Below are 11,282 nucleotides of genomic sequence, written 5' to 3'. Positions count from 1 at the left end.
CGTTACCTCAGCTGGGCGTAGGTCACGCCGGCCACGCCCCGCATCCCGGTCAGGTACGGATGGTACTCGGCCGCGGCCAACAGCTTGCGGTGCTGGCCGTTCACCCAGGCCGTGCCGCGCGGCTGGCAGGCGTCGTGCCCGCGCGAGGGACCGAAGGTGTCCACGTAGGTCGTGTCTCCGTCCGCCGCGGCCGCGTTCTCCAGCGCGGCGTTGAGGGCCCGCTCGACCTCGTTCAGCCAGGCGTAGTCGCCCTCGGCGAACGGCAGCACGTTCGGGCAGTAGCCGGTTTCCGGCGCGATCCGCGGGTAGCCGATCAGCAGCACCCTCGCCCGCGGCGAGCGCTCGTGGATGCCGCGCAGCACCTCGGTGACATTGCGCCGGGTGTCGGAGATCTTCGCCAGGATGGTGTCCACCCCGTCCTCGGTGAAGTGCTCCCGGCAGGGCGCGCCGGTCGGGTCCTCGGCCCGCAGCCCTGGGCAGGTGCCGACCAGGCTGCCGAACACGCCGTGGTCGTTGCCGCCGATGCCGACCGTGACCAGGTCCGTGTGCGGGCGCAGCGCGTCGAACTGCGGCGGGTTCGGCCCCAGGAACACCTCCTGCGGGCTGGTCATATCGCCGGTGTCCGCGCCCCCGCAACTGACGTCGGTGTAGGTGTGGACCCGCAGCTTGTGCGCGAGCAGCGCCGGGTAGTTGCTGGTCGAGCGGACGCAGCCGACCGGGTCCAGCCGCGGTAGCGGGATCAGTGGACCGGAGGTGTAGGAGTCGCCGAGCGCGACGTAGTGCCGGAAGGTCGTGGTGGAGCCGCCGGTCGCGGCGGCGGTCAGCGTACTGGCGGCCAGGACGACCGCGGTGACGAGCGCGACCGTGATCGCGCCGGCGGTGGCGGACAGGCTTCGGCGAGTGCCCATGGGATCCCCTTTGATCGGCCTGCCTACGTTCCTAGCCGACACACCGCCCCGCGCGCTGCGCCCGATCGGGGTCAGTTCGCCCCGATTCCGGCCCGGGCGATCTCGACCGCCCGGCGGGTCGCGAGCATCGTCTGCTCGAGTGAGTCCGCCCGGGCCAGGCTCGCGGTCATCGCCGCGTGCATCGCGCCCACCAGGACGCCGATCGTGGCGGCCGCGGTGATCGGGTCGTACCGGTCCGGGTAGGCGGCGTGCAGCGCGGCGGCGAGCCGTTGCTGCGCGTCGACCAGCAACTGCAGCGAGCGTGCCCGCAGCTCCGGCACCGCCATGATCAACCGGGCCTGCTCGAGGTTCAGCTCGAAACCGGGTTCGTCGCCGGTCGCCATGATCGAGGTCAGTAACTCCTCGACGACCCGGGTGAGCAGGTCGGCGGGCTGCTCACCCTCGCCGCGTGCCGCGATCCGGTCCCGCAGCGAGTCGACACGTTCCCTGCGGTGGCCGAAGATGAGTTCTTCCTTCCCGGGGAAGTAGTTGAACAGCGTCTTCGTGGACACCCCTGCCGCGTCGGCGATCTCGGCCACCGTGGTCCGCTCGTAGCCCTTCTCCTGGAACAGGCGCATCGCGGCCTCGACCAACGCCTGCCGCGTGCGCTGCTTCTTGCGCTCGCGCAGTCCGACCGTCTCCACCATCGGAGCATCTTACAACGGCAAAAAAATTACACTCCTTGTAAAAATCAAGCTTGTGATGTTTGGTGGTAACTGTCACGTCGCGCGTCGTAGGGAGAGGCATGACCCGGACATACCCGCACCAGCGCCCCAACCCGTTCGATCCGCCGCCGGAGCTGGCCGAGGTGCGTACCGAGGAGCCGCTGAGCAGGCTCGCCTACCCGGACGGGCACCTCGGGTGGATGGTGACCACACACGCTTTGGCCAAGGCGGTGCTGGCCGACCCCCGGTTCAGCTCGGACCTTGAGGTGCGGCGCTCGGTGGTGCGCAGGCCGAAGGTGGAGGACATCCGGGCGGGCGAGCCGGCCCGGCCGGGCTTCTTCATCGGGATGGACCCGCCGGAGCACACCCGGTACCGAAAGCTGCTCACCGGGCAGTTCACCGTGCGCAGGATGAACCAGCTGGTGCCGAGGATCGAGCAGATCGTGGCCGAGCACCTGGACACGATGGCGCAGGCGGGCCCGCCCGCCGAGCTGGTGCAGGACTTCGCGTTACCGATCCCGTCCTTGGTCATCTGCGAGTTGCTCGGCGTGCCGTACGCCGACCGGGACGAGTTTCAGCGCAACAGCGCGATCGTGCTCAGCCTGGACGCCACCGACGAGGAAGCCTCGGCCTCCGCGCGCTCGCTGCTGACCTACCTGGGCGAGCTGGTCCGCCACAAGCAGGCCGAACCCGCCGACGATCTGCTCAGCGGGCTGATCGCCGGTGGTGTCTTGACCGGCGACGAGCTGGCCACGATCGCCTTCCTGCTGCTGATCGCGGGGCACGAGACCACCGCGAACATGCTCGCCCTCGGTACGTTCGCGCTCTTGCGGCGTCCCGAGCAGGCGGCGGCGTTGCGTGCGGGCACCGTGCCGATCGAAGGGGTGGTGGAGGAACTGCTGCGCTACCTCACCATCATCCACCAGGGGCTGGTGCGCACCGCCGTCGAGGACGTCGAGCTGGACGGGCGGCTGATCCGCGCGGGCGAGTCGGTCGCGGTCGCGCTGCCGGCGGCGAACCGCGACCCGGCCCGGTTCGCGGATCCGGACACCCTGGACCTGGGCCGGGGTGATGCCGGGGGCCACCTCGCCTTCGGCCATGGGCTGCACCAGTGTCTCGGCCAGCAACTCGCGCGGATCGAGATGCGGGTCGGCTACGCGGAGCTGTTCCGGCGGTTCCCCGGGCTGCGGCTCGCGGTGGAGCCGGAGCAGGTGCCACTGCGTACCGACATGGGCATCTACGGGGTGCACCGGCTCCCGGTCAGCTGGTGACCGCCGGCTCGCGATAGGTCAGCAGGTACCGCCAGAACAGCAGGGTCCGCACGGTGCTGCCGGGCAGTAGCCGGGCCGCGTTCCGCCGGACGTCGGTCATCGACTCGTCCCAGTCGCTGACCGGCGCCCGCACCCGCGGCTCGGGCCCACCGTTCAGCCGTTCCGCGGCGGCCACGATCCCGCGGGCCACCAGGTTCGCCGGGGCGGCGGCGATCCAGGTGCCCCAGTCGGTCACCGCGCGGGGCTTGGCCGGCCCGAGGACGACCAGCACCCCGCCGGGCGCGAGAGCGTCCCGCAGCATGGTGACCGTGCCGAACGGCATGTGGTGCAGGGAAGCCAGGCAGGAGATGTAGTCGTAGTACCCGGCGGGAAGGGCGTGCTCGCGGACGTCGGCCCGGTGGTAGCTGATCCGTCCGGGCCCGGGTGAGCCGAGCGCCCTGGCCATGTCGATCACTTCGGCCGCGGGATCGACGCCGTCCACGTCGATCCCGCGCGCGGCCAGCCTGCGGGCGAGGGTGCCGGTTCCGCAGCCGACGTCCAGGGCGCTCCGCGCCCCGGCGGGCAACCGACGCAGTAGCAGCGGGTGGTAGTGATCATTGTGACTGAACGGCACGCACCCCAAACTGCCAGAACACGCGCACGTAGACTCACTCCCGTCCACGAGAAGGCACGAGTTCATGTGTTGGGAGTGTGTGTGCCGTCAGGTGAGTCGTCCGACGACCAGGAGTTTCCCCCGGAGCTCTCGGCCGGTGCCAACTTCGTCGCCGGGCCGCTGCCGGACGACCCCGAGGAGGAGTCCGAGGAACCGGTCATCGGCGAGGCGGCCAGGGCCGAGCAGGCTCGCTACGAGCTGGCCGTGGTCGAGGACGAGCTGAACGAGCGCTGGCCGGAGACGAGGATCGAGCCCTCGCTCACCCGCATCACCGCGCTGCTCGACCTGCTGGGTGACCCGCAGAAGGGCTACCCCGTGCTGCAGGTGTCCGGCACCAACGGCAAGAGCTCCACCGCCCGGATGATCGAGGCATTGCTCACCAGGATGGGGCTGCGGGTGGGGCGCTACACCAGCCCGCACCTGCAACTGGTCACCGAGCGGATCAGCGTCGACGGGGAGCCGGTCTCCCCGGCGACCTATGTGGACACCTACCGCGATGTTGCCCCGTTCGTGTCCATGGTGGACAACGCGGCCGGGCCGGGCGAACCCGCGATGAGCAAGTTCGAGGTGCTCACCGGCATGGCCTTCGCCGCCTTCGCCGACGCCCCGGTGGAGGCGGCGGTGCTGGAGGTCGGCCTCGGTGGTACCTGGGACGCCACCAACGTCGCCGACGCGCAGGTCGCCGTGGTCGCGCCGGTCGGTATCGACCACATCGAGTACCTCGGCAGTGACCTGGCCGGGATCGCGCGGGAGAAGGCCGGGATCATCAAGCCGGGCGGTGTGGCGGTGCTCGCCGAGCAGGATCCCGAGGTGGAGCGGGTGCTGCTGGAGCGTGCCGTGGACGTGGACGCGACCGTGGCACGGGCAGGCAGCGAGTTCACCGTGCTGTCCCGCGAGATCGCCGTCGGTGGGCAGCTGCTGCGGCTGCGGGGGCTCGGCGGGGTCTACGACGAGATCTTCCTGCCGCTGCACGGCGCGCATCAGGCGGCCAATGCCTCGCTCGCGCTGGCCGCGGTGGAGGCGTTCTTCGGTGCGGGTCAGGAGCGGCAGCTCGTGGTGGAGGCGGTGCGCGAGGCCTTCGCCGAGGTGACGACCCCCGGCAGGCTGGAACGCGTGCGGGCGGCGCCCACGGTGTTGCTGGACGCCGCGCACAACCCGCACGGAGCCAGGGCACTCGCCACCACGGTGGCCGAGGAGTTCGCGTTCCGCAGGCTCGCCGCGGTCGTCGGCGTGCTGGGCGACAAGGACGCGCGGGGAATCCTGGAGGCGATCGAACCGGTGGTCTCGGAGATCGTGGTGACCCGCCCCGAGTCGCCGCGGGCGATGCCGGTAGCGGAGCTGGCCGAGCTGGCGGTCGCGGTGTTCGGGGAGGAGCGGGTGGTCGCCGAACCGGCCCTGGACGCCGCGGTGGAGACCGCGATCGGCCTGGTGGAGCAACCCGACGATCCGGAGGAGCCGCTCGCGGGCGGGGGCGTCCTGATCACCGGATCGGTGGTGACGGCGGGCCAGGCCCGCACCCTGCTCGGCAAGGAGCCGCAGTGAGCGAGCAGCAGGAACCCGCGCAGCCGCGGGATCCGATGAGGTCCTTTCGCGGGGTGATGGCGGGTTCGCTGGTGATCGAGGCGATCGTGGTCGGGCTGGCGCTGCCGGTGGTCGGCACGCTCGGCGACGGGATCGCCAGCGGGCAGGCCTGGACGGTCGGTGCGATCGCGGTGGCGCTCATCCTCTGCTGCGGTTTCCTGCGCAGGCCGTGGGTGAGTTGGGCGGTGCTCGCACTGCAGGTCGCGCTGATCGGGTTCGTGGTCTGGCTACCCGCGGTGGCCGTCATCGGCGTGCTGTTCCTGGCGATCTGGCTGTGGCTGTTCTGGCTGCGCCGCGATGTGGCCCGCCGGAAGGCCGAGGGCAGGCTGCCGAGCCAGCAGCAGGGGTAGAGAGCGGACCCTGCGTCCATGGTGACGGTGACCGGCTCGCTAGGCTGCGCGGCAACAGCACGGTTTTCATGTCTACTCGAGGAGAAGCACGGTCGTGAGTGAGCGCACCCTGGTCCTGGTCAAGCCCGACGGCGTCGAGCGGGGGTTGATCGGTGAGGTCATCAGCCGTATCGAGCGCAAGGGCCTCACCGTCGCCGCACTGGAGCTGCGTGAGGTGGAGCGGTCGATCGCCGAGGAGCACTACGCCGAGCACAAGGAGAAGCCGTTCTTCGGCGAGCTGCTGGAGTTCATCACCTCCGGCCCGGTGGTCGCCATGATCGTCGAGGGTCCGCGTGCCATCACGGCATTCCGCCAGCTCGCCGGCGGCACCGACCCGGTGGAGAAGGCGACCCCCGGCACGTTGCGTGGCGACTTCGCCCTGGAGACGCAGTTCAACCTGGTGCACGGCTCCGACTCGCCCGAGTCCGCCGAGCGCGAGCTCAAGCTCTGGTTCCCCGACCGCTGATCCACGGTCGCCCTGGCATCGGTGCGCCGGATGCCGATAGGGTCGCCGACACGATCGGCAACCGGTTTCCGGGAAGGGGTTGGGAAGGTGGGACTTTCACCGATTCGTGGTCGGCGGTGTCTCGCGATGTTCGGCTCGATGCTGCTCGCGGCGGGCCTGATCACCACCGGGCAGGCCTCCGCGGCGGCGCAACCGCGAGTACTGAGCACCAACGGGGCGCCCGTGCCGGAAGTGGCCTGGGATTCGTGCGGCGAGAACTATCCCCCGGGATACGAGTGCGCCGAGGCCGAGGTCCCGTTGTCGTACCGGCAGCCGCACGGGCAGAGCATCACCCTTGCCGTCGGCAGGTTGCCCGCCAAGGACCAGGCGAACAAGATCGGCACCATCCTCTACAACCCGGGCGGACCCGGGGGCTCGGGACGTATCCCGCCGAAGCTCACCGAGAGCCTGCACGAACGCTTCGACATCGTCGGCTTCGATCCGCGCGGCATCGGCTCGAGCACGCCGCTGCGTTGCTTCGGGGACCCGGAGGACGCGCAACTGCTCGGCGGCCAGTTCCCGGTCACGCCCGCTGAGGTGCGGCAGCGGGTCGAGGACACCAGCAAGGCGAGCGAGCTCTGCGCGGAGAACGCGGGGCCGCTGCTCGACCACATGTCCACGGCGAACGTCGCGCGGGACATGGACCTGCTCCGCCAGGCGTTCGGCGAACGGCAGATCTCCTACTACGGCATCTCCTACGGCACGCACCTCGGCGCCGTGTACGCGAACCTGTTCCCGGAGCGGGTGCGGGCGCTGGCCATCGACGCCGTGCTCGACCCGGTGGAATGGACCACCGGCTACCAGCCGCGGGAACGTTTCCAGCCGTTCTCCTACCGGCTCGGCAGCCACAACGGATCGCAGCGCGCGTTGACCTCCTTCCTGGACGCCTGTGCCGACGACGAGCGCTGCGCCTTCCGGGAACCGGGCACGGACCTGCTGGCCAAGTACAACCGGATCCTCGATCACCTGGAGCGCGAGCCGATCACGATCAGCGCGCCGGACGGGTCCACGACCGAGGTCACCTACCAGGACGCGATCGGCAGCGTCCAGGGCGCGCTCTACAGTGCCCTGGCCGCCCCGGCGCTCGCGGACTTCCTGCAGGCCTTGCACCAGGCCATCGCCCCGGACACCCGGTTGAGCAGTGCCCCGGTCGCCGAGATCCCGGAGCCCGCTCCGGGACCCGGTTACCAGGCCCGCCACACCGGGCCGGAGCAGGGCCTCGCCGTGATGTGCTCGGACTCCAGCAATCCGGGGAACCCGTACGTGTGGTCCCGGTACGCCCGCACGGCCGACCGGCAGGCTCGCGGGTTCGGCTCGGCGTGGACCTGGCTCTCGCTGCCGTGTGCCACTTGGACGGGATACGACCGCGACCACTACGCCGGTCCGTGGGACCGGGAGACCGCGAGTCCGGTACTGGTCATCGGCAACGGCCAGGGTGATCCGGCCACGCCGTACGAGGACGCGGTGCGAACCTCGACGTTGCTCGGCGACGCCCGGCTGCTCACGCTGGACTCGTTCGGGCACGGCGCGCGTGGCTACAGCGCCTGCATCGACTCCGCGATGGACAGCTACTTCATCGACGGCAAGCTGCCGACCGAGGGCACGGTGTGCCAGCCGGACCGTGCGCCCTTCGACCCGGTGGCCACCCCCTGACCCACCGCTGTGCGTGGCCCGTTCCGGCATGTCTCGCGGGAACGGGCCACGCACACAGGGACGAGCCTGCGGGCCACCCCGCAGGAGTGAAGGTTCCCCCGCCGTTCACCCGCGGGTCTTCCCCCGTGGACCCGGACAGGGTTCAATGGTCTAGACATTGAGTCTCATGGTGCTGGGGAAGTTTGTGAAGAATTCACGTTCCGTCGCTCTCGGGGCCGTCGCGCTCGTCCTGCTGCTCCCGGTCGCGCCGGTCGCCGCTGACCCACTCGCCGCCCCGCTCGGGCCGCCGCCCGCCGAGTCGGCACCGGCGGCCTCCTCCTCGGGCGAGGGCCCGGCCACCTACCTGCCGGCCGCCCCCTCGGCACGGTCGACCGCGGATGACGGCCTGGTCACCAGCAGTTCGACCACGCCGGTGGCGCCAGGGCTGCGGCTCACCGAGTTCGATCGGTTCGACCCGCGTGGCTGGGTCCGCGGTGACACCGTGGCCGTCGATCTCGATTCCGGCTCGCTGCGGCCGAGCTACCTGAGCCCGGGCACGGTGTCCGCTCGGACCCCGCTGTCCGAGCAGGCCGCCAGTGCCGGCGCGGTGGCCGGGGTGAACGGCGACTTCTTCGACATCAGCGCCACCGGCGCGCCGCTGGGGGTCGGTATCGACGACGGCGAGTTGCGGACCGCTCCCGCGTCCGGACACAACCTCACCGCCACGGTCACCGAGGAGGGCAAGGCGCGGTTGGCCGAGGTGTTCCTGCGCGCCTCGCTCACCCTGCCGGGTGGCGAGCGGGTCGCCGTGACCAACCTGAACGGCGCGAAGGTCGCCGCGGACGGCATCGGGCTGTACACCCCGCTGTGGGGCAAGGCATCCCGGCGCACCGCGGTAGCGGGCGCCGAGCGGGTGCTCGAGGTGGAACTGCGCGACGGCGTGGTGACGCGGGTGCGCGGCGGACCCGCCGAGGGCCCGGTGCCCGCGGGCAGCATGGTGCTGCTGGCCAGGGACGCGGGGGTGGACGCGCTGGCCGGGCTGCGCGCGGGTGACCGGCTCGAGGTGCGCTACGCCCCGCGCAGCGACGCGGGGGAGATCGCGGTGGCCGTCGGCGGGAACCGGGTGCTGGTCGCCGATGGCGAGATCCAACCGGTGGACGCCGTGGCGGCGCACCCACGCACCGCGGTCGGTTTCTCCGCCGACGGCGGCAGGATGTGGCTGGTCACGATCGACGGTAGGCAGGCCGACAGCCGCGGCATGACCGAGCTGGAACTGGCCAGGCACATGAAGTCCCTCGGCGCGCATGACGCGATCAACCTGGACGGCGGCGGTTCCTCCACCCTGCTGGCCAGGGAACGGGGTGAGCGGGAAGCCGAGGTCCGCAACTCGCCTTCGGACGGCCGGCAGCGCCCGGTGCCGAACGGGTTCGGAATCAGCACGGAGCCGGGCAGCGGCGGGCTGACCGGCTTCGCCCCGCGTCCCGCTCAGGAGACCGAGGACGGCGGGCGGGTGCTGTCCGGACTGTCCCGCGAGCTCGTCGCCCGCGGGCACGACGAGACCGGCGCGCCGGTGCCGGCGCGGCCGTTCTGGTTCACCACGAACCCGTTGCGGGGCAACATGAACGGGTCCGAGTTCACCGCGCGGCGGGACTGGTTCGACCCCGCGCGGCATGCCGAGGTGGACGTGTACGCGGCCGGCCGCGGGGCACTGGACCGCACCACGCTCACGGTGCTCGGCAGTCCGGTGCGGCTGGGCGGCAGCACCGAGCAGGTGGCGCTGTCCGGGCCCGGCGCCAGCGGCCGTTTCCAGGTCTACGGCTACGACGCCGATGGGTACGGTACCTGGATCGAGCCCGAGGACGTGCGACTCGACTACGACTCGAGGGTGGTACGGGTGGAACCGGATGGTGACGGGTTCCGAGTCACGGCCACAGCCGAATCCGGCGCCACGGCGATCACCGCCCATGCCGCGGGACTCAGTACCAACCTGGCTGCCTCGGTCGGCAGCGAGAACCGGGTGCTGTCGCCATTGGACGATGTGGCGGGCTGGCACGCCAGCGTGTACCCGAGCGTCGTCGGCGCGGCTCTGTCCGAAGTGGACGGCCGGGAAGGCGGTCGCGGCCTCGCCATGGACTACCGGCTCACCGGTACCAACGCCACTCGCGCCGCCTACGTCAACGCGCGCGAGCCGATCGCGTTGCCTTCCGGGACCAAGAAGATCGGGGTCTGGGTCAAGGGTGACGGCAACGGAGCCTGGCTGCGCGGCGAACTGCGCGACGCCTCCGGAGTAAGGTCCATTGTGGACTTGTCGCTCAGTGTGGACTGGACCGGCTGGCGGTACGTGGAGGGCGCCGTCCCCGCGGGTCTGCCGGACGGGCAGCGGCTGGTCAGGTTCTACGCTGTGGAGACCGCCGCCGAGCGGCAGTACCAGGGCAGGCTGGTGTTCGACGACCTCAGCGCCGGGGTCGCGCCCGCCGTGGAGGTACCCGCCGACCCGCCCGAACGGGACGCCTCGCTGGTGACCGACGGGGTGGCGGGCACGGGCGGTCTGCGGGTCGCGGTGGTCAACGACGCCCAGTTCACCGCCGACGACCCGGACGGTCCGCTGGTGGACCAGGCCCGGCGCTCGTTGCGGGAGGCGGTGGCCGCACGGCCGGACGTCGTACTGATCAACGGTGACTTCGTCGATCGCGGCACCGCTCCGGACTTCGACCTGGCCCGCTCGGTCATCGACAGGGAGCTTGCCGGCAAGGTGCCCTGGTACTACCTGCCGGGCAACCACGAGGCCGACGGCGGGCACGGGCTCAGCGAGTTCAGCGCGGAGTTCGGCGCCACCCACCGGGTGGTCGATCTCGAGGGCATCCGCCTGGTGCTCCTGGACACGTCGCGCGGCAGCCTGCGGGCCGGCGGGTTCGAGCAGGTGCGGATGTTGCGCTCGGCGCTGGACGGCGCCCGCGAGGACCCCGCCGTGCGCGGGGTACTGGTGGCCATGCACCACCCGATCGCCGATCCCGGGCCGACCGGAAACTCGCAGCTGGCCGACCGCAAGGAGGCCGAGCTGGTGACCGACTGGCTGACCGGGTTCGAGCAGCGGTCCGGTAAGCCGGCCGGGGTGGTCACCGCGCATGCCGGCGTGTTCGACCTTTCCCGGGTCGACGGGGTGCCGTACCTGGTGAACGGGAACGCGGGCAAGGCACCCGCCGCCGCACCCGGTGACGGCGGGTTCACCGGGTGGAGCCTGCTGCGGGTCGACCCCGGCGCGCGGCAGCAGGTCCGGATCGAGACGAGGGCACATGTCGACGAGCTCGTGCTGGACGGCCCGAGCGGGCTGGCTCCGCGGGAGAGCGCGCGGGTGACCGCGAGCGTGCGGCAGGGCGAGCGGAGCGTCCCGGTGACCTACCCGGTGAGTGCGGACTGGGTGGGCGAGGGCCGCACGCACGTCGTGGAACCGTCGCCGTGGGGCGGCACCAGTCCGTCGCACCGGGACGTGGCCTCCTTCGATCCCGCTACCGGCATGCTCACCGCCCTGCGCCAGGGGACCGCGCGGCTGCGGGTCACGGTGAGCGGGGAGAGCAGGCTGCTGACCGTGCGCATCGGGTAGCGTCAGGCCCCGGCCGCCGGTTATCCGTTGGATTCTTGT

Annotated in this window: 9 protein-coding genes; 6 read left to right on the top strand and 3 right to left on the bottom strand. The window is 71.4% G+C overall.

What is annotated here, in order from left to right; translation table 11 throughout:
• Nucleotides 1-2 precede the first annotated feature (2 nt).
• Nucleotides 3-908, bottom strand: a complete 906-nt coding sequence (locus FB471_RS31550; RefSeq protein WP_142003476.1) for an SGNH/GDSL hydrolase family protein — start codon at nucleotides 906-908, stop codon at nucleotides 3-5.
• A gap of 71 nt (nucleotides 909-979) precedes the next feature.
• Nucleotides 980-1,594 carry a TetR/AcrR family transcriptional regulator gene (locus tag FB471_RS31545; RefSeq protein ID WP_142003475.1) on the bottom strand — a complete coding sequence of 205 codons (615 nt, stop codon included), beginning with the start codon at nucleotides 1,592-1,594 and terminating at the stop codon, nucleotides 980-982.
• Between the two features lie 98 nt (nucleotides 1,595-1,692).
• On the opposite strand from FB471_RS31545, the gene FB471_RS31540 reads away from it, so the two are divergent.
• Nucleotides 1,693-2,883, top strand: coding sequence for a cytochrome P450 (locus FB471_RS31540; protein ID WP_142003474.1), 1,191 nt, complete (start codon nucleotides 1,693-1,695; stop codon nucleotides 2,881-2,883).
• Here the strand turns inward: FB471_RS31540 and FB471_RS31535 are convergent.
• Nucleotides 2,873-3,496 (bottom strand): class I SAM-dependent methyltransferase, encoded by a 624-nt coding sequence (locus tag FB471_RS31535; RefSeq protein WP_142003473.1) that lies wholly within the window; start codon nucleotides 3,494-3,496, stop codon nucleotides 2,873-2,875. The two genes, FB471_RS31540 and FB471_RS31535, sit on opposite strands and share 11 nt — an antisense overlap.
• Nucleotides 3,497-3,577: 81 nt before the next feature.
• Between FB471_RS31535 and folC the strand changes: the two genes are divergently transcribed.
• The 5 genes from folC (at nucleotide 3,578) to FB471_RS31510 (ending at nucleotide 11,243) form a co-directional block, all read left to right on the top strand.
• Nucleotides 3,578-5,077: a bifunctional tetrahydrofolate synthase/dihydrofolate synthase gene (gene folC / locus FB471_RS31530; RefSeq protein ID WP_142003472.1), complete on the top strand. Its 1,500-nt coding sequence runs from the start codon at nucleotides 3,578-3,580 to the stop codon at nucleotides 5,075-5,077.
• 35 nt (nucleotides 5,078-5,112) lie between these two features.
• Nucleotides 5,113-5,466, top strand: a complete 354-nt coding sequence (locus tag FB471_RS31525) for a DUF4233 domain-containing protein (RefSeq protein WP_142003947.1) — start codon at nucleotides 5,113-5,115, stop codon at nucleotides 5,464-5,466.
• 94 nt (nucleotides 5,467-5,560) lie between these two features.
• Nucleotides 5,561-5,971, top strand: coding sequence for a nucleoside-diphosphate kinase (gene ndk, locus FB471_RS31520; RefSeq protein WP_142003471.1), 411 nt, complete (start codon nucleotides 5,561-5,563; stop codon nucleotides 5,969-5,971).
• A gap of 126 nt (nucleotides 5,972-6,097) precedes the next feature.
• Nucleotides 6,098-7,663, top strand: a complete 1,566-nt coding sequence (locus FB471_RS31515) for an alpha/beta hydrolase (RefSeq protein WP_142003470.1) — start codon at nucleotides 6,098-6,100, stop codon at nucleotides 7,661-7,663.
• 166 nt (nucleotides 7,664-7,829) lie between these two features.
• Nucleotides 7,830-11,243, top strand: a complete 3,414-nt coding sequence (locus FB471_RS31510; protein ID WP_142003469.1) for a phosphodiester glycosidase family protein — start codon at nucleotides 7,830-7,832, stop codon at nucleotides 11,241-11,243.
• Nucleotides 11,244-11,282 lie beyond the last annotated feature (39 nt).

Origin of the sequence: Amycolatopsis cihanbeyliensis (assembly GCF_006715045.1) — a bacterium.
Lineage (GTDB): Bacteria > Actinomycetota > Actinomycetes > Mycobacteriales > Pseudonocardiaceae > Amycolatopsis > Amycolatopsis cihanbeyliensis.
This window is presented reverse-complemented; position numbering and strand designations above follow the sequence as displayed.

What these genes read in the sequence shown, in the direction of transcription:
- FB471_RS31550 (WP_142003476.1), bottom strand. Translation starts at nt 908, where the DNA reads ATGGGCACTCGCCGAAGCCTGTCCGCCACCGCCGGCGCGATCACGGTC.
- FB471_RS31545 (WP_142003475.1), bottom strand. Translation starts at nt 1,594, where the DNA reads ATGGTGGAGACGGTCGGACTGCGCGAGCGCAAGAAGCAGCGCACGCGG.
- FB471_RS31540 (WP_142003474.1), top strand. Translation starts at nt 1,693, where the DNA reads ATGACCCGGACATACCCGCACCAGCGCCCCAACCCGTTCGATCCGCCG.
- FB471_RS31525 (WP_142003947.1), top strand. Translation starts at nt 5,113, where the DNA reads ATGAGGTCCTTTCGCGGGGTGATGGCGGGTTCGCTGGTGATCGAGGCG.
- FB471_RS31515 (WP_142003470.1), top strand. Translation starts at nt 6,098, where the DNA reads ATGTTCGGCTCGATGCTGCTCGCGGCGGGCCTGATCACCACCGGGCAG.
- FB471_RS31510 (WP_142003469.1), top strand. Translation starts at nt 7,830, where the DNA reads ATGGTGCTGGGGAAGTTTGTGAAGAATTCACGTTCCGTCGCTCTCGGG.